Genomic DNA, 18001 nt, shown 5'->3' on the forward strand with positions numbered 1-18001 from the left:
TCAGGAAGGAAACACCTCGATGCCCGCCCGCGACAACTTCCACTCCGTGATGCGGATCGGCCCCGTGCAGATCGGCACCCACCGCGACCGCCACGGCCGGACTGTGCACGCCGCCGTCTGCACCGCCGACCGCTGCACGCCGGCCACGGCCACACCCCAGGTGAAGCCGCCCTCGCCGCGACCATCGCGCGCGACCTGCACACCAACCGCGAGACCGCCCGCGAAGTCCTCAGGAGCGAAGGGAACACAGAATGACCACGGCCGTGCGGTCGCGCACGATGCTGACCCTCGCGGAGGTCTGCGAGGAACTGGGCGTCTCACGCTCGACCTTCTACGACTGGCGGGCGAAGCGGCGTGCGCCGCGTTGCATCAAGCTCCCGAACGGCGACCTGAGGATCCGGCGGAGCGATCTCGATCACTGGCTCGACGACCGTGAGGACGCCGCCTGATGGAGACCACGTACGACGTGAAGGTCTACAAGATCCTCACGTACAAGGGGGCCCGGAAGACCACGTACACCGTGCGTTGGGAGGTAGCGGGCAAGCGCTGGCGCGAGCCCTTCGGCACCGTCGCACTCGCTGAGGGCTTCCGCTCCGAACTGATCCGGGCTACCGGTAAGGGCGAGGCCTTCGTCATCGCTACCGGGCTGCCGGTGTCCCACCGCTCCAAGTCGGCGTCGATGAGCTGGTACGCGTTCGCAGTCGGGTACGTGGACGCCCGTTGGGCGGAGCTTGGCGGCAACAGCCGTAAGAACACGGCCAAGACCCTGACGACGGTCACCATCGCGCTGCTTCGGGTGCAACCGACCCAGTTCTCCCCGGTGGCCGTGCGGACCGCGCTGCGCGAATGGGCGTTCAACGCGACCCGCCGTGCGGACGCCCCGCGAGAGGTGGTGGCCATCCTCCGGTGGGTGGAGCGTAACTCCCTGCTGGTCTCGGCCTGGGAGGAGCCGGAGAAAGTTGATGAGGTCCTGCGAGCCGTCGACACGCGCCTCGACGGCAAGCAGGCGGCGGCCTGGTCCAGGAAGCGCCACCGCCGGATCCTCAACGTCGTCATGAAGCACGCGATTCGGCGGCGCGTCCTGCGGACCAACCCCCTCCCCAAGGGGAAGGAGTCGACGACTGTCACCAAGACCAGCAACGCCGTGGACAAGCGGTCCTTGATGAACGCGGACCAGGCGGCGGCACTCCTCGACTGGATTCGGCGCCGGCCGCGTGGAGGAGAGAGGCTGCACGCGTTCTTCGCCACGCTGTACTACTGCGGTCTGCGACCGGAGGAAGCCGTAGCCATGCGGGTGGAAGACGTGACGCTTCCCGGCCCCGACGCCGGTGACCAGTGGTGCGAGCTGCTGATCCACACGGCGACTCCGGAGGTCGGCAAGCAGTGGACCGACACCGGAGAGGTCCACGAGGAACGTGACCTGAAGGGCCGCGCCGAGGGCGAAACGCGCACAGCGCCGGGGCATCCCGCCCTGACGCGCATCCTGCGACAGCACATCGAGGAGGAACAGCTCAAGCCGGGGGATCTGCTGTTCCAGGGGGAGACGGGCGGCATCCTCGCGGGTTCGGTCATCCGCCGGGCCTGGCGCAGTGCGCGCAAGGCCGTCATGCCCTCGCACGTCTTCGAGTCGCCCACGGGCAAGCGGGTGTACGACAACCGGCACACGCGCTTGACGAAGTGGCTCAACGACGGCATCCCGCCCGCCCAGGTTGCGGAGTGGGCAGGGAACAGCGTCCCCGTGCTGCTGGCCACGTACGCCCGATGCGTCGAGGGACAGCTTCCCGACCTGAAGAAGCGGCTCGAAGCCGCTGGAGATCTTCCCGAAGGGCCTGCCGCCGGTTGACCCTCCCGGCCGAGAACTTCGACACGTATTCGACACAGCCACCCGCGAAAACCCGGTGACAGCCGGACAGCCCCGGAGTCCTCCCTTGATCATCAGGGGAGTGCCCGGGGCTTCTGCGTGTCGAGCGTTACATGGTCTGACCAGCAAAAACGCCCTCCCGGAGGAAGGGCGAGGATAGGCGCCCCCGGCAGGACTCGAACCTGCGGCCAAGCGCTTAGAAGGCGCCTGCTCTATCCACTGAGCTACGGGGGCCGGTGTGTGGCCTCTGTCGTGGTGCCCGGGTGTGGGCTGATCCGTGACGTTGCCGGGGTCAAGGATAGGGCTCCCGCGTCCTTGTCCCTGCTGCTTCGCCTCCGTGGCTCGATGTGGAGGTTCGGTGAAGCGGTCCTGATAATCGCAGGCAGGTACGAATCGTGCACCGCTTTTGGCGTCCCGCGCACCGGGTGTTGTGCACTCGTTATGCCTGGACTATGCCGGTGTCCCAGTCATCCCTTCCATCCCTTGTGTTCCGTCGGCGCGCAGACATGCTCATATGCTTCAGAATTCCCCTAAAATTGGGCATTCTTCACATGTGGTGACCTTGGACGTACGGCCTCAGCTGATCGACGCACTCTCCGCTCTGCGCGACCGTGTCGCAGCCGCACGCTTTCCGCTTCCCCTGCCGGGGGCGCCACGCGCGCGTGCCAACCGCGACGAACTGCTCGCGCAGCTCGACGACTACTTGGTGCCCCGGTTGAGAGAACCCGAAGCGCCTTTGCTGGCCGTCGTGGGAGGTTCGACGGGGGCCGGCAAGTCGACGCTGGTCAACTCCCTGGTGGGCCAGCGGGTCAGTGAGGCCGGGGTGCTCCGGCCCACCACCCGCACTCCGGTGCTGGTCTGCCATCCGGAGGATCATCACTGGTTCAGCGGCATGCGCGTACTGCCCGACCTCACCCGCGTCTGGGTTCCCCATCAGGAGGCCGGCGACGACCTCCTGATGCCCGGCGAGGACCCCGCGCGCGTGCTGCGCGTCGAGACCGCCGAAACGCTCCCGCGCGGCCTCGCCCTCCTCGACGCCCCCGACGTCGACTCCCTGGTCGCCGACAACCGCATCCTCGCCGCCGAGCTCATCTGCGCCGCCGACATCTGGATCATGGTCACCACCGCCGCCCGCTACGCCGACGCCGTCCCCTGGCACCTGCTGCGCACCGCCAAGGAGTACGACGTCACCCTCGTCACCGTCCTCGACCGGGTACCCCACCAGGTCGTCTCCGAGGTCTCCCGGCAGTACGGAGCCCTGCTCACCAAGGCCGGCCTCGGCCACGTGCCCCGCTTCACCGTCCCCGAGCTGCCCGAGTCGGCCTGGGGCGGCGGCCTCCTCCCGGCCACCGCAGTGGCGCCGCTGCGCACCTGGCTCGTCCACCAGGCCCAGGACCCGGCCGCCCGCCAGCACGTGATGGCCCGCACGGCCTATGGCGTCCTCGACTCCCTCAAGGCCCGGATGCCCGAGCTGGCCGGCGCCGCCGCCGCCCAGTACGCCGCCGCGCTCCGGCTCACCGCCGCCGTCGACTCCGCGTACGACAGCGAGTACGCGCGCGTACGCGGCCGTCTCCAGTCCGGCGCCGTCCTCGCCGGCGACGCCCTCAAACGCTGGCGCGCCTTCCCCCTCGACTGCTCGGCCGGTGAGCTCCTGGACTCCCTGGTGGAGAGCCTCGTGGCCCTCCTGGTGTGCTCCGTCACGGCCGCCGACGAGCGCGTCGACGACGCCTGGCGCCGCGAACCGGCGGCGGGCGCCCCCGGCCTCCGGGACCGCGATCCCACCCTGGAGCCCGCCGAACACCGCATCGGACTGGCCGTACGGCGCTGGCGGCGCGAGCTGGAGGAGTACGCCGAGGACGAGGTACGCGACCTCGACCGGAGCCCGGCGCCCGACCCCGAGGTGGTCGCCGCCCTCGTCGCCACGGCGCTCCTGGGGGGCCGCAGGGCCCGTCCCGCGGGCGAGGGGCTCGCCGAGCGCATTGGAGCCCACGGCGCGCTGCGGCTGCGCGACCGGGGCGGACGGCTCCTCGCCGACCACCTGGACCGCGTCATGCACACCGAGCGCGAGCGCCGGCTCGCCCCCCTCGACGCCCTCGACGTCCACCCGGAACCACAGGCCGAACTCATCGCCGCGCTGTCCGTACTGCAGAAGGAGAGGTGACCGGTGACCGCCGTCACTGACCAGGACCACGACCGGGGACACACGGAACCCGCCGAGGACGGTGCCGCCGAGAGCGTTCCCGAGGAGACCAAGGAAGCTGAGCAGGCAGAGCAGGCAGAGGCGACCGGGGGTGGTGCGGACGAGGAGAAGGGCGCCGAGACGGACGTAGCGCCGCAGAAGGACGTAGCGCCGGAGAAGGACGTAGACGCCGAGGGCGGGGAGCACGGGCGCGTGGAGGATGACACGGCCGGGGGCGAGTCCGGGATCGCGTGGGACGACGGGCTGATCGCGCGGCGGGTGAACGAGAACGCCGGGGAGCAGGCCCCGCCCGTGGTGGAGCGCCGGGCCTCCGTGCCGCAGACGGCGACCACCCTGGCGTACGACGGCGTCCTGCGGTCGCGGCTCGACGCGCTGCGCGAGCTAGTGGGGCTGTCCCGGACCCGGCTCGACAGCCGGACCCTCGCCGAGGCCGGGCGGGTGCTCGACGAGGCGGCCGCGCGGCGCAGGCTGTCCGGGCAGCACACCGTGATCGCCATCGCGGGCGCCACCGGCAGCGGGAAGTCGCAGCTGTTCAACGCGCTGGCCGGGGTGACCATCTCGGAGACGGGCGTACGCCGGCCCACCACCGCCGCGCCCATCGCGTGCAGTTGGAGCGACGGTGCCGCCGCCCTCATCGACCGGCTCGGCATCCCGCCCCGGCTGCGCCGCCGCCCCGCCGGCCAGCACGCGGACGCCGAGGGACAGCTGCGCGGGCTCGTCCTGGTCGACCTGCCCGACCACGACTCGGCCGCCGTGCAGCACCGCGAGCAGGTGGACCGGGTGCTGGCCCTCGTGGACGCCGTCGTGTGGGTCGTGGACCCCGAGAAGTACGCGGACGCCATGCTCCACGAGCGCTATCTGCGGCCGATGGCGGGCCACGCCGAGGTCATGTTCGTCGTCCTGAACCAGATCGACCGGCTCCCCGGGGAGGCGGCCGAGCAGGTCCTGGACGATCTGCGGCGGCTGCTGGACGAGGACGGCATCGCGCTCGGCGAGTACGGCGAACCGGGCGCGACCGTGCTCGCGCTGTCCGCGCTCACCGGAGACGGCATCGGCGAGCTGCGCGAGGCGCTCGGCCAGTTCGTGGCGGAGCGCGGGGCCGCCGCGCGCCGGATCTCGGCCGACGTCGACGCCGCCGGGTGGGGGCTGCGGCCCGTCTACGCCACCTCCCGGCGGACCGGGCTGAGCGAGCAGGCCAGGGACGAGTTCGCCGCCCGCCTCGCGGACGCGGTCGGCGCCACCGCGGCGGGCGAGGCCGCCGAGCGCGCGTGGCTGCGCAACGCCAATCGCGCGTGCGGGACGCCCTGGCTGCGGCTGTGGCGGTGGTACCAGGACCGCAGCGAGCCCCCGACGGGACGGCACTCGCTGCGGGCCCAGGCGGACGAGGAGGCCACCGCGCGCCAGCGCGTCGAGCAGGCGGTGCGCACGGTCGCCGAGCGGGCGTCCGCCGGGCTGCCGACGCCGTGGGCGCAGGCGGTACGGGAGGCGGCCGTACGCGGCTCCCAGGGGCTGCCCGAGGCGCTGGACGAACTGGCCGCGCGCGCGGGACTGCCGCCGGGGCGGCCGCCGCGGCCGGGGTGGTGGCCGGCGGCGGTGCTGGTGCAGGCGTCGATGACGCTGTTGCAGGTGGTGGGCGGTCTGTGGCTGGCGGGGCAGATCGTGGGTGTCATGGCGCCGAACCTGGGGGTGCCGGTGCTGTTGATGGTGGCCGGGATCATCGGTGGGCCGCTGGTGGAGTGGAGCTGCCGGATGGCGGCGCGGGGGCCGGCGCGGCGGTACGGCATGGAGGCGGAACGGCGGCTTCGGGAGGCTGCCGCGGGGTGTGGGCGGGCCCGGGTGCTGGATCCGGTGGCGGCGGAGTTGCTGCGGTATCGGGAGGTTCGGGAGCAGTACGGGCGGGTTATGGGGGTTGGGGTGGGGTGAGTTGGGTGCGGCTCCGCGGGTGATGCGGGTGATGCGGGTGATGCGGGTGATGCGGGTGATGCGGGTGCTGGGGGTGAGTGACGTACGGCTTGGGGCCCGGGGTGCCGCGGTTCGAGGGCCGCACGGCGTGATGCGGAGCGCCCCGTTCGAGTGGCGGGGTTGTCCACAGGGCCGGGGCTGATCCACAGCGCTCGGCGGGCCCGGCCCGACGGAGGCAGTCTGGCTGCGCGGCGATTCGCGAGGAAGCGATCGCCGGCGCGACAGACGCAGCCGTACGGGACGGGCCCGTCGGCGTATCAGGAGGGGTGCACGATGAACGAGACGATCGTGTCCGTGGTGGGGAACGTGGCCACGCAGCCGGTGTACCGGGAGGTCGCGACGGGGCCCTCCGCGCGGTTCCGGCTGGCGGTGACCGCGCGGTACCTGGACCGCGAGAAGAACGAATGGACGGACGGGCACACCAACTTCTTCACGGTGTGGGCCAATCGGCAGCTCGCCACGAACGCCGCGGCGTCGCTGACCGTGGGCGACCCCGTCCTGGTGCAGGGCAGGCTCAAGGTCCGCTCGGAGGTGCGCGAGCAGCAGACCTGGACCTCGGCCGACATCGAGGCGGTGGCGATCGGCCACGATCTCGCGCGGGGCACTTCCGCCTTCCGCCGTCCAGGCCGACCGGAACCGGCGGTGAGCAGCCCGCCTCCGCCCCCGCGTCCGGAGCCGGACTGGGAGACGCCGGAGGAGTCGAGTCAACCCGCGGCGGAACCGGCGGCGGTGACGTGACCCCAGTCGTGACGTCATCTCTGAGTGATCGTTGACCGAACTGCGGCTTATCGGTGATTGCGTGCCGAAGACTCCGGTGGATTTGTCGATAAGCCCTGTTCGCAGGGGGTCCTCGCGATAACGATTCCGAGTCGGATCGCTTGTCCCGTGAGATCCCCGGGAAGCGTGGTGCGCCTGGTCCTTAGGATGCCGAACAAGGCTCTCGGGGCTTGTAGTTCTGCTGGTGGGACCGTACCCCCCACTCCAACGGGTCCTGCTAGAAGGGGAATTCTGTGCTTTCTTCTTTCGTCGCGCCGTCCGGGCGTGGTCGAGGGGCGGCCCGACTCGCCGCCGCGACGCTGGTGTCCGGCCTGGTCGCCACCGGTGCGCTGGTGGCCGGTGCCGGCCAGGCGGCCGCCGACGGCACGACGCGGGGCCAGGGCGGGGCGACCGCGACCATAGGCGGCCTGAAGACGTACGGCACGGCGGTGATACACGGCGAGGCCGGCGAACAGGAGATCTCCGCGGGCCTGTTCGAGATGTCCGTCGACGGCGGCGGGACCCTCCAGACGTACTGCGTGGACCTGCACAACCCCACGCAGAAGGACGCCAAGTACCACGAGACGCCGTGGAGCGGGACCTCGCTCGGGGCCAACGAGAACGCGGGCAAGATCCGTTGGATCCTGCAGAACTCCTACCCGCAGGTGAACGATCTGGCGGCGCTGGCCAAGAAGGCGGGCGTCCAGGGCGGTCTCAGCGAGCAGGACGCCGCGGCGGGCACGCAGGTGGCGGTGTGGCGCTACTCGGACGGCGCGGACGTCGAGGCCGTGGACCCGCAGGCGGAGAAGCTCGCCGACCATCTGGAGAAGAGCGCCCGTGACGTGGCCGAGCCGGCGGCGTCGCTGACGCTCGACCCGCCCGCGCTGTCCGGGCGCCCCGGTGAGCGGCTCGGACCGGTGACCGTGCGGACCGGGGCGAGAACGGTGACGGTGACCCCGCCCTCGGACGCGGCCATGAGCGGCGTGCGGATCGTCGACAAGACCGGCAAGCCCGTCACCTCGACCGCCGACGGCGGCCAGATCTACGTCGACGTGCCCGAGGACGCGGCGGCCGGCACCGCGGAGCTGACGGTGCAGGCCTCCACGACCGTCCCCGTGGGCCGTGCCTTCACCTCCGAGAGCCGCAGCCAGACGCAGATCCTGGCGGGCTCCAGCGAGTCGACGGTGTCGGCGACGGCGACGGCGACGTGGGCCGAGCGGGGCGCCGTACCGGCACTGTCCGCGACGAAGAACTGCGCGAAGGGCGGCGTGGACATCACGGCCGCCAACGAGGGCGACGCGAGCTTCTCCTTCGAGCTGATGGGCACCGAGTACACCATTGGCGCGGGCGAGTCCCGGACGGTGACCATCCCGCTCCAGGAGGACCAGGCCTACGACTTCACCATCGAGGGTCCCGGCGGCTTCGCCCAGCGCTTCACCGGCGTCCTGGACTGCATGACGCAGGCGGCGGAGGCCGCGCAGGCCGACAACACCTCCACCCAGACCCTGACGGAGCCGAGCCCCGCCACGGTGGGCGGCACGTCCCTCGACACCAACCTCGCCGCGACGGGCAGCTCCAACGCCACGCCCATGATCGCGGGGGTGGCGATCGGGCTGGTGCTGATCGGCGGGGCGGCCCTGCTGATAGTCCGACGACGGAAGACCTCGGAACAGGACTGACCCGTGCGGCACGCGGGCGGCGCGTCTTCGGCCTTCGGAAAGCCCAGTCGAGCCTCGAGGTGGTGCTCAGCTCGGCGTGACGGCAGCGAGCCATCCGGTGAGCGCGCGGAAGTCGGCGTCCGTAAGGCCCTTGGTCGGCTCGACCTGGTGGAGCAGTGACGACCCGGGGTGGGTGGCAGCGACCCAGAGGCGGTCCATGTCGCTGATCTCGTCGTCGACCCAGATGAAGGGCCGGCCATCGGCCCATTCGACGAGGGGGCGAGTCTTCCAGTGCAGGCCCCGCGGGCTTCCCTCCGCGCTGGTGTCCGGCCACTCCACTACCGGCAGCCGTGGCAGGCCGATGCGCGGGGCGACGACTTCGTTCGCCTCTTCCATCCAGGTCGTTGCCCAAACGAGCCGGCAGCCCAGAGTGACAAGGCGTGCCCCGATCCCGGGGTCGAGTCGGGCCAGCAGCGGGTTCCCCCGATCGACAGTCGTCGAGGAGGCGGCAGAGGTCTCCGGCTGACCGGTCGGCGACCCGAACGGGATCAGTGGGCCGTCGACGTCGAGGAAGAGGAGAGGGCGCTCCGCTGCGCTGGTCACGGCAGCACCGTAGTCCCGCGCAGCGGGGGAGCGGGACGCTCGGGCTGGGCCGTCCCTGGGCCGTGCGAGGGTGGCCGGGGCCGGTCGGTGGCGACCGACAGTGGCAGGGGAGGCGCAGGCGGCAGCCGGAAAGGCCAGGTCAGGGGGTCCGGGGGGAACGCGTTTCCTCCCAGGGGTGGCGGTGCGGCAAGATGGGGTGTATCTGCCCACTGCCTGATTTCAAGCTGCCGGACGGTTTCTCTTGGCTGAGTTCATTTACACCATGCGCAAGGCGCGCAAGGCGCACGGCGACAAGGTGATCCTCGATGACGTCACCCTGAACTTCCTCCCTGGGGCGAAGATCGGCGTCGTCGGCCCGAACGGTGCCGGTAAGTCGACCGTGCTGAAGATCATGGCGGGGCTCGAGCAGCCCTCCAACGGTGACGCCTTCCTCTCGCCCGGGTACAGCGTCGGCATCCTCATGCAGGAGCCGAAGCTGAACGAGGAGAAGACGGTCCTGGAGAACGTCCAGGAGGGCGTCGCCGAGATCAAGGGCAAGCTCGACCGGTTCAACGAGATCGCCGAGCTGATGGCGACCGACTACTCCGACGCGCTGCTCGACGAGATGGGCAAGCTCCAGGAGGAGCTCGACCACGCCAACGCCTGGGACCTCGACGCCCAGCTCGAGCAAGCCATGGACGCCCTCGGGTGCCCGCCCGGCGACTGGGCCGTCACCAAGCTCTCCGGTGGTGAGAAGCGCCGCGTCGCGCTCTGCAAGCTGCTGCTCGAGGCGCCCGACCTGCTGCTCCTCGACGAGCCCACCAACCACCTCGACGCCGAGTCCGTGAACTGGCTGGAGCAGCACCTCGCCAAGTACGCGGGCACCGTCGTGGCCATCACCCACGACCGGTACTTCCTCGACAACGTCGCCGAGTGGATCCTCGAACTGGACCGCGGACGCGCCTACCCCTACGAGGGCAACTACTCCACGTACCTGGAGACCAAGCAGACCCGTCTCAAGGTCGAGGGCCAGAAGGACGCCAAGCGCGCCAAGCGGCTCAAGGAAGAGCTGGAGTGGGTGCGGTCGAACGCCAAGGGGCGTCAGGCCAAGTCCAAGGCCCGTCTCGCTCGCTACGAGGAGATGGCCGCCGAGGCCGAGAAGATGCGGAAGCTGGACTTCGAGGAGATCCAGATCCCGCCGGGCCCCCGGCTCGGCAGCATCGTCGTCGAGGTCAACAACCTCAGCAAGGCCTTCGGTGAGAAGGTCCTGATCGACGATCTTTCGTTCACGCTGCCGCGTAACGGCATCGTCGGCGTCATCGGCCCCAACGGTGCCGGCAAGACCACCCTGTTCAAGATGATCCAGGGTTTCGAGGAGCCGGACTCCGGGACCATCAAGGTCGGCGACACCGTCAAGATCTCCTACGTCGACCAGAGCCGCGAGAACATCGACCCGAAGAAGACCCTGTGGGCGGTCGTCTCCGACGAGCTCGACTACATCAATGTGGGTCAGGTCGAGATGCCGAGCCGCGCGTATGTCTCGGCCTTCGGGTTCAAGGGCCCCGACCAGCAGAAGCCGGCCGGTGTCCTCTCCGGTGGTGAGCGCAACCGGCTCAACCTCGCGCTCACCCTCAAGCAGGGCGGCAACCTGCTGCTCCTCGACGAGCCGACCAACGACCTCGACGTCGAGACCCTCTCCAGCCTGGAGAACGCGCTGCTGGAGTTCCCCGGCTGCGCCGTGGTCGTCAGCCACGACCGGTGGTTCCTGGACCGGGTCGCCACGCACATCCTCGCCTACGAGGGCGAGTCCAAGTGGTTCTGGTTCGAGGGCAACTTCGAGTCGTACGAGAAGAACAAGATCGAGCGCCTCGGCCCGGACGCCGCGCGTCCGCACCGCGCCACCTACAAGAAGCTGACCCGGGGCTGATCGATCTTGCGGCACATCTACCGCTGCCCACTGCGCTGGGCGGACATGGACGCCTACGGCCACGTCAACAACGTGGTCTTCCTCCGCTACCTGGAGGAAGCCCGTATCGACTTCCTGTTCCGTCCGGACAAGGATTTCCAGCAGGGGTCCGTGGTGGCGCGCCATGAGATCGACTACAAGCGGCAGCTCGTCCACCGGCACCGTCCGGTGGACATCGAGCTGTGGGTCACGCAGATAAGGGCCGCGTCCTTCACCCTCTCCTACGAGGTCAAGGACGACGACATCGTCTACGTCCGGGCGTCGACGGTGATCGTGCCGTTCGACTTCGAGGCGCAGCGGCCCCGCCGGATCACCGAGGAGGAACGGGAGTTCCTCGAGGAGTACACGGACGACGACGAGGAGGAGGCCGTCGCCGCATGACGGTGCTCCACCTCGCCGACGAGGGGGAGGCGGCGGATCTCGCCGCCTTCCTCTCCCGTCTGATCCACTACGACCGGGCAGCGGCGGTGCGTCTTCAGGCGGCCGGTACCGCGCTGGCCGTGTTCGGGCGCCCGCCGTCCTTCGAGGTACTGGCGATCCGTACGGCGCGGCTGGCCAAGCCGTACGAGGACGGGCTCGATGTCGCGCTGGACGTGACCGTCTCCGCCGGGGAACTGCTGGAAGCGGTGGACGAGTCGGCGGCCACGGCTGTCGTTCCCGGTGCGGTCACCGGGCCGCCGTGGGCGGGGATGCTGCCGCCTCGGAGCGGGTGGCGTCCCGAGGCGGGGCTGCCGGGGCCCGAGGAGCTGCGCGGCATGGTCGGTGCGGCGGTGGCTGAATTCCGGGCGCGGACCGAGGAGTTGGGGCCGGAGGGGCGGACCCGGGCCGAGCTCGACCGGATCGGGCGGGACATCTGGTCCCGGGCCGTGGGGAGTACGCGGTTGCCGGTGCGGGCGGTGCATGCGGCGCAGGCGCTGGGGTTTCTGCGGGGCGCCGGTGAGGCGTCGGTGGGGCTGTTCTCGTCGGGGGCGTGGCTGCGGCTGCGGACGCCGTACGGGTCGATCGCCGTGCGGCGGGCGGGACTTGGGGCGCTGGACGTGAGCGTGTCCCGCTAGCGGCGGGGGGCGACCGGGGGTGGGTTTGCGCTCGCCCGCCTTGCGGGGTGCAGCTGCGCGCACCCGTGCCGCCCCAGCGGCACGACTGCCCGCAGCTGCGCGGGTTATAGGGTGCCCCTGCTTGGGTGGGCGTCGCCTCGGGGGTACGACTGTCCGCTGCTGTGCGAGTTGCGACGCCGCCTCAGTCGGGCCGCTGCATGGTGCTGCTCTGGGTGTTCAGCCCTCTGTGTTCACCATCGATGCTGCCGCGTACGTCATGTAGTTCCACAGGGTGCGGTCGTGTTCCTCGGAGAGGTTGAGGTCGTCCACGGCGGCTCGCATGTGCTTCAGCCAGGCGTCGTGGGCCGCGCGGTCGACGGGGAACGGGGCGTGGCGCATGCGGAGGCGGGGGTGGCCGCGGTTCTCGCTGTAGGTCGTCGGGCCGCCCCAGTACTGGATCAGGAAGAGCGTGAGGCGCTCCTCGGCGGGGCCCAGGTCCTCCTCGGGGTACATGGGCCGCAGCAGCGGGTCCCCGGCCACACCCTCGTAGAAGCGGTGGACGAGGCGGCGGAAGGTCTCCTCCCCGCCGACCTGCTCGTAGAAGGTCTGCTCCTGCAGCGTGCCGCGCCGAATCTCATTCACATCCCCTATGGTCTCAGACGCCGCGACCCAGGTCCGGAGACTTAGGACCCTTCCCCTCCTGCCCGGCCTTGCCCTCGCCCGCCGCCGCTTACCGCAGGACAGTGGAGTCATGAGCGCCGACGCTCCCGACAAGGACCTGGACGACCTCGCCGCCACCGCGCGGGCGGAACTCGTGCGCCAGATCGACCGCAGCGGGGCGTGGGCCGAGGACCCGGTCTGGCGGGACGTGTTCACGGCCGTGCCGCGCCATCTCTTCGTGCCCTACTACTACGTCGGCACCGTCGGCGGCCACGAACGGCGCTGGGGCGAGAGCCCCGACCCCGGCGCACGGCGGAGCTGGCTGCGCGGCGCCTACGACGACGTACCCCTGGCCACCCGGCTGCGCGACGGGGAGCTGCTCTCCTCCAGCAGCCAGCCCTCGCTGATGGCGATGATGCTGGTCGCCCTGGGAGTGCGGGACGGGGACCGGGTGCTGGAGATCGGCGCGGGGACCGGATACAACGCCGCCCTGCTCGCCCGGCGGCTCGGCGACGACGATCTCGTCACCACCGTGGATCTGGAGCCGGAGATCACCGAGTCCGCGCGGCAGCACCTGGCCGCCGCCGGGTACCACCCCGCCGTGCTCACCGGCGACGGCACCCGGGGCGCTCCGGAACGCGCGCCGTTCGACCGGATCATCGCGACCTGCACCCTGCCGTCGATCCCGGCCGCCTGGCTCGCCCAGTGCCGGGAGGGCGCCCGGATCCTCGCCCCGATGGCCACCGGCCTGGTCGCCCTGACGGTGCGGGACGCCGAGCATGCCGAAGGGCGGTTCCTGCACACGCCCGCCTACTTCGTCCCGTTGCGCGGAGTCGCCCGGCCCGAGCCGCCGCCCCTCGGCGGAGTGCCGCGCCCGGCCAGGGACCACGACCTGTTCCGCTTCCTGCTGGCGCTGAGCCACGACAGCCTGGACCCGCAGGAGGTGTACGCGCTGTGGGACCGCGAGGACGCACCGCAGCGTCAGCGCTACGGCATCACCGTCAGCGGCGGGAGCCAGTGGGCCTGGCTGGACGATCCGGAGGGGCCGTACGCCTGGCCCCTCCGGTAAGGAACGCAGAGCGGAATCAGCCCCTGCGGATCGTGATCGTCGTCCACGCGCCGACGTGGACGCGGTCGCCGTCCTGCAGCGGTACCGGGACGAACGGCTGGATCGGTTCCTCGGAGCCGTTCACCGTCGTGCCGTTCGTCGAGTTCTGGTCGACGACCGCCCAGGAGCCGTCCGGCTGCTGGACCAGCACCGCGTGCTGGTGCGAGACGCCCGGGTCCTCCGGCGGCACCGACAGGTCGATGTCGGGGGTGTCGCCGGTGGAGTGGCGGCGGCGGCCGATGGTGACCTGGTTGCCGGTGAGGGTGCGCTGCTGCTCCGGCGAGTACGCGGGCAGGTTCAGGCCCGCGGCCTCCGGACCCGAGCGCTGCATCATCGCCATGAAGTAGTCGCGGTCCGGGCCGATCGTGGCCATCCAGGTGGCCGGCTGCTGCTGGTACGCCGGGCCGGGCGGGGCCTGGTGAGAGCCGGGCTGGGGGTAGCCGTAGCCGCCGCCCTGGGGGCCGGGGCCGCCGGGACCGGTGGCGGACGGGGGCGGGATCACCCAGTCGTCCTCGCCGCCGAAGGACGGGCCGCCGGGCTGGGGGCGGTTCGTCTCCTGCGGGTAGGCGGGCGGGGCGGGCGGACCGGAGCGGTAACCCTGCGGGGCGCCGGGGCCACCCGGGCCGCCGGGCGGCGTGGGACCGGGCGGCGGCGGGGCCGGCCGCGAGGGGTCACCACCGAAGCCGGACGGACCACCCTGACCGCCAGGACCCCCACCGGGGCCCCCGGGCCCGCCAGGACCCGACGGGCCACCGAAGGGACCGGGACCACCACGACCGGGGCCACCAGGACCGGAGCCACCAGGACCGGAGCCACCAGGACCGCCGAAAGGACCGGGACCGCCGGGACCGCCGGGCCCACCAGGTCCGGGGCGGCGAGGGCCGCCCGGTCCGGACGAGGGGTCCGCGCCGAACGGCGGGATCGGCTCGGCCGGCCGGTTCATCTGCGAAGGCCGCGAGCTCTGGTAGTCGTACGCGTCACCCCCGCCGTAGGACGGCCCGGGCGGCTGCTGCTGGAAGCGGGCCGCCGGGCTGGGGCCGGAGCCGGGCGCGGGCTGGCGCGGGGCGGCCGGGGTGTACGAGGTCGCCGTGTTGGTCAGGAAGTTCCACCGGCACTCCTCGCAGAACGGCGCACCGCCCTCACGGGGCGTGCGGCACTGCGGGCAGAGCTCCGGTTCGCGGTCCGGTACGCCACCCAGGTGCGGACGCGCACCACCGGGCTGCGCGCCGGGGGCGCCGGGCGGCGGCGGGAAGCCGTAGCCACCGCCGGGCGGGGGCGGCGGGGGAGGGGGCGGAGGTACGGCACCGGCCATGCGGTGACCGCAGACCTCGCACCAGTCGTCGGAACCCGACTGGTGTCCGTTCGGGCAGGTCGGCATGTCGGCGCTTCCCCCTCTCCTTTCCGGCCCGGTGGCCGGATTTCTCCAACCCCGAGGGGTCAGGCTCGCGTCAGTGCCCGATAGCTTCCCCCGGGCACTTCTCATGTCACTTCTTTACACGAACAGTCTTTGTCGACCGGGTCTCGAGAGTCATCTCGTCGGCCTCCGCGACCTTCGCCTTCAGTCGCACAGTACCTGCCGCGGCGTCGACCACGTCCACCACCTTCGCAAGGAGTTTCGCCGTATCGGCGTTTCCGGAGGCGCTGGCGAGCTGAACGGCGCGGCCCAGTTTGGCCGTTGCTCCATCCATATCGCCCGCTTTGCGAAGATCGAGCCCCTGCTGGATGGCCTGGGCCAGTTCCGCCTGCCCGGTGTAATGGGCGACTTGGGGGTTGATCGAGGTCGAGGCGGCCATGTCGTCGGTCCATACGGCCCGTACCAGGCCCTGGGCGCCCAGGTTCTGGACGCTGCCGTCCGGCTGCGGGACGACCAGCGAGACCCGGGCGGCCAGCATCTCCTGGCCCAGGTCGGCGACCGGTACCTCGACGCAGACGTGGTAGTCACGGGACTCGTCTCCCCAGGAGCCGGTGGGGTAGTCCCCGGAGCGCGGGCCCGATTCGGTACGGCGGTCCGTCAACTCCTCTACGGTCGGCGCGACTTGCTTGACAAACTTGATGGTCGTGCCGACCGGCGTCCACACCCTGAGGGCGACGTCCGCGACCTCCTTGCCCATCGCCGTCTCCATCATCTGCGTGAAGTCGGCGGCCAGGCCCGCCGGGTCGGCGACGATGTCGGCGGTGCCGAGCAGGGCGGAGGCGATCCCTGTGACTTCTTTCACTTCCCAGTCGGTGCCCACACCGCGTGCGTCACAGGTGAAACGGCCGGCGCAGGAGTCCAGCGCGGCGCGCAGATCCTCCGGTGACTCGTGTTCATTGCGGCCGTCGGTGAGCAGGATGCCGTGGCGGATGGCGACGTCCGCGGAGGACAGCAGCCGGTCCGCGAGCCGCAGCCAGGTGCCGATGGCCGTACCGCCGCCCGCGCTGAGCCTGCGCAGCGCCTGCTTGGCCTGGTCGCGGGTGGTGGCGTCGGCGACCGCGAGCCGGCCGGTGCCCGGGTAGACCTCCCGGGCGACGTGCGTGCCGCCGATCACCGCGAAGTGCACCCCGTCACGCAGGGTGTCGATGGCCGCGGCCGTCGCGTCCCGGGCGTTGCGCATCTTGGTCGGCGGGTAGTCCATCGAACCCGAGCAGTCGACCATGATCGCCACCGCGGCGGACGGGCCCTGGCCCGGCGTGTACAGCGGCGCCGCGACCGCGCTTCCGATCGTGCCGCCGCCGGTCGCGGAGACCGTGACGATCGCGTTGACCTCACGGCCGCCCTCGGGGAGGTACTCGTTCTGGTACACGTCCATCGAGAACTGCGGCACGTTCGACTTCGAGAAAATGGCCATGCCTTCTGTGATCCCCCTAGGTCACCCCACCGGGGTGGGGCAATGGCTGATGGCGGACCGGTCCCCTCCGGTCCGTCGAGGCTTCCCCGCTGCGTGGCCTCAGGCCGATCCTGCCCCCATCGGCGGGGCCGGGAACGGCAGCACGGCCACTGTTACGTTGTCGTGGCCCCCGCCGTCGAGCGCGTGGCCCACCAGCACCTGGGCGCTGTGCAGCGGGCGTACGGCCGCGTCGAGGGGCACCACGTCCGCCATCTCGTGGGCCGCCTCGGCGTAGTTCCACAGTCCGTCGGTGCACACCACCACCACACCCGGCCGGTCCGGCTTGAAGGACGCGGTGTGCGGCTCCAGTTCGTAGGCGTCCGCGCCGAGCCAGCCGGTGATCGCGTGGGCGCGCTCGTCGGCGTAGGCCTCGGCCTCGTTCATCAGGCCCGCCGCGACCATCTGCGCGGCCCAGGAGTCGTCCTCGGTCAGCCGGGCCGCGGGCGCGCTGCGGTCCACCGGCACCCAGTAGACGCGGCTGTCGCCGACCCAGCCGACGACCAGCAGCCCGGAGGTGATCACGGCGCCGACGAGGGTGCACGCGGGGGCGTTCTGGTGCGGGGCGTGCTCGCGGGCGGTGGCGGGCTCGCCGGCCAGCGCGTTGACCGCGCGGGACGCGGCGATGATCGCCTCGTGCATGGCCTGCTGCGGATGCGTGCCCTGCGGCAGGGCCGCCAGCAGCGAGTCGCTCGCCGCCCGGGACGCGGCCTGCGAGGCCTCGTCGGGGCGGGTCGCCGAGGAGACGCCGTCGCAGACGATCGCCAGGACCGCGGGGGAACCGTCGGCGAGGGCGGTGCAGCCCACGGCGAAGGAGTCCTCGTTGCGGTGGTGGCGCAGCCCGCGGTCGCTGACGGCGGCGATCGGGCCGCACGACTGTTCCATGTGGTCGCGCTCGCGGGGCTGGGCGTGACCGCAGTTCTCGCAGTAGCCGTCGTGGTCGACCCGGCCGGCCCGGCAGGCCACGCACACCTTGGCGGCCCCGGCGGGAGCGGGCTCCTCGGCGGCGACGCGCGGATCGGGCGCCTGGAGCGGGTACTCCTCGGGCTCCGGCCCGCGGTCGAGCCGTACGCCCGAGTGACCGCTGCCGTCCGACTCGGCCCCGTGGAGATCGGCGGGCAGATGCACCGCCGCCGGGGTGTCCGAGCTGTCCGGCGCGGAGGCGTGCGGCCAGGCCGCGCCGGCGCCGGGCGGCGGGGGCGGGGCCGAGCCGTTGACGGCGGCCGGTGTGCCGGCGAGGGCGGACAGGTCGTATCCGCACTTCTCGCAGAAACGGTCACCCGAGAGCAGCGGTTCGGCGCAGCTCGGGCACTTCGACAGAGCGGCCTGCTGGGGCATCTGCGACATCAA

The 18001-nt window shown here is 71.7% G+C and carries 15 protein-coding genes, 1 tRNA gene and 1 pseudogene; 11 read left to right on the forward strand and 6 right to left on the reverse strand.

What is annotated here, in order from left to right:
• Positions 1-19 precede the first annotated feature (19 nt).
• From ACFYW5_RS07365 to ACFYW5_RS07375, 3 genes and pseudogenes are all read left to right on the forward strand, one after another.
• Positions 20-136, forward strand: a pseudogene (locus tag ACFYW5_RS07365) (mobile element transfer protein); the annotation flags it as partial.
• 115 nt (positions 137-251) lie between these two features.
• Complete coding sequence (locus ACFYW5_RS07370; protein ID WP_257564444.1) at positions 252-449, forward strand: AlpA family transcriptional regulator; 198 nt, start codon at positions 252-254, stop codon at positions 447-449.
• On the forward strand, positions 449-1843 hold the full coding sequence (locus ACFYW5_RS07375) for a tyrosine-type recombinase/integrase (protein WP_389415978.1): 1395 nt from the start codon (positions 449-451) through the stop codon (positions 1841-1843). The genes ACFYW5_RS07370 and ACFYW5_RS07375 overlap by 1 nt, the downstream gene beginning before the upstream one ends.
• A 179-nt stretch (positions 1844-2022) precedes the next feature.
• Here ACFYW5_RS07375 and ACFYW5_RS07380 read toward each other — a convergent pair.
• Positions 2023-2095 (reverse strand) — tRNA-Arg (locus ACFYW5_RS07380).
• A gap of 319 nt (positions 2096-2414) precedes the next feature.
• Between ACFYW5_RS07380 and ACFYW5_RS07385 the strand changes: the two genes are divergently transcribed.
• The 4 genes from ACFYW5_RS07385 to ACFYW5_RS07400 all read left to right on the forward strand — a co-directional run bounded on the left by ACFYW5_RS07385 (position 2415) and on the right by ACFYW5_RS07400 (position 8458).
• Positions 2415-4022, forward strand: a complete 1608-nt coding sequence (locus ACFYW5_RS07385; RefSeq protein WP_389415979.1) for a dynamin family protein — start codon at positions 2415-2417, stop codon at positions 4020-4022.
• Between the two features lie 3 nt (positions 4023-4025).
• The gene (locus ACFYW5_RS07390; protein ID WP_389415980.1) at positions 4026-5984 is read left to right on the forward strand and encodes a GTP-binding protein; all 1959 of its coding nucleotides are present in this window, start codon (positions 4026-4028) and stop codon (positions 5982-5984) included.
• A gap of 312 nt (positions 5985-6296) precedes the next feature.
• A complete protein-coding gene (locus tag ACFYW5_RS07395; protein WP_389415981.1) occupies positions 6297-6761 on the forward strand; it encodes a single-stranded DNA-binding protein in 465 nt (154 codons plus the stop codon).
• 272 nt (positions 6762-7033) lie between these two features.
• Positions 7034-8458: a Cys-Gln thioester bond-forming surface protein gene (locus ACFYW5_RS07400; RefSeq protein WP_389415982.1), complete on the forward strand. Its 1425-nt coding sequence runs from the start codon at positions 7034-7036 to the stop codon at positions 8456-8458.
• Positions 8459-8524: 66 nt separating this feature from the next.
• On the opposite strand, the gene ACFYW5_RS07405 is transcribed toward ACFYW5_RS07400, so the two are convergent.
• Positions 8525-9040, reverse strand: coding sequence for an HAD domain-containing protein (locus tag ACFYW5_RS07405; RefSeq protein ID WP_389415983.1), 516 nt, complete (start codon positions 9038-9040; stop codon positions 8525-8527).
• 241 nt (positions 9041-9281) lie between these two features.
• On the opposite strand from ACFYW5_RS07405, the gene ettA reads away from it, so the two are divergent.
• Genes ettA through ACFYW5_RS07420 form a run of 3 tightly spaced genes read left to right on the forward strand, consistent with a single transcriptional unit; the run spans position 9282 to position 12040 of the window.
• Complete coding sequence (ettA, locus tag ACFYW5_RS07410) at positions 9282-10946, forward strand: energy-dependent translational throttle protein EttA (RefSeq protein ID WP_389415984.1); 1665 nt, start codon at positions 9282-9284, stop codon at positions 10944-10946.
• A 6-nt stretch (positions 10947-10952) separates the two neighbouring features.
• The gene (locus tag ACFYW5_RS07415; RefSeq protein ID WP_389415985.1) at positions 10953-11366 is read left to right on the forward strand and encodes an acyl-CoA thioesterase; all 414 of its coding nucleotides are present in this window, start codon (positions 10953-10955) and stop codon (positions 11364-11366) included.
• Positions 11363-12040 carry a hypothetical protein gene (locus ACFYW5_RS07420; RefSeq protein WP_389415986.1) on the forward strand — a complete coding sequence of 226 codons (678 nt, stop codon included), beginning with the start codon at positions 11363-11365 and terminating at the stop codon, positions 12038-12040. The genes ACFYW5_RS07415 and ACFYW5_RS07420 overlap by 4 nt, the downstream gene beginning before the upstream one ends.
• Before the next feature lie 216 nt (positions 12041-12256).
• On the opposite strand, the gene ACFYW5_RS07425 is transcribed toward ACFYW5_RS07420, so the two are convergent.
• Positions 12257-12670, reverse strand: coding sequence for a globin (locus ACFYW5_RS07425; protein ID WP_389416429.1), 414 nt, complete (start codon positions 12668-12670; stop codon positions 12257-12259).
• Positions 12671-12770: 100 nt separating this feature from the next.
• Between ACFYW5_RS07425 and ACFYW5_RS07430 the strand changes: the two genes are divergently transcribed.
• Positions 12771-13748, forward strand: a complete 978-nt coding sequence (locus ACFYW5_RS07430) for a methyltransferase domain-containing protein (RefSeq protein WP_389415987.1) — start codon at positions 12771-12773, stop codon at positions 13746-13748.
• Between the two features lie 16 nt (positions 13749-13764).
• Here the strand turns inward: ACFYW5_RS07430 and ACFYW5_RS07435 are convergent, their stop codons facing one another.
• From ACFYW5_RS07435 to ACFYW5_RS07445, 3 genes are all read right to left on the reverse strand, one after another.
• Positions 13765-15165 (reverse strand): FHA domain-containing protein, encoded by a 1401-nt coding sequence (locus tag ACFYW5_RS07435; RefSeq protein ID WP_389415988.1) that lies wholly within the window; start codon positions 15163-15165, stop codon positions 13765-13767.
• Between the two features lie 106 nt (positions 15166-15271).
• Entirely contained in the window at positions 15272-16615 is a 1344-nt protein-coding gene (locus ACFYW5_RS07440) for a VWA domain-containing protein (protein WP_389415989.1), read from the reverse strand.
• A 99-nt stretch (positions 16616-16714) separates the two neighbouring features.
• Complete coding sequence (locus ACFYW5_RS07445; RefSeq protein ID WP_389415990.1) at positions 16715-17998, reverse strand: protein phosphatase 2C domain-containing protein; 1284 nt, start codon at positions 17996-17998, stop codon at positions 16715-16717.
• Between the last annotated feature and the right edge of the window lie 3 nt (positions 17999-18001).

This window comes from Streptomyces sp. NPDC002779, assembly GCF_042888685.1.
In the GTDB taxonomy this organism is placed as follows: Bacteria; Actinomycetota; Actinomycetes; order Streptomycetales; family Streptomycetaceae; genus Streptomyces.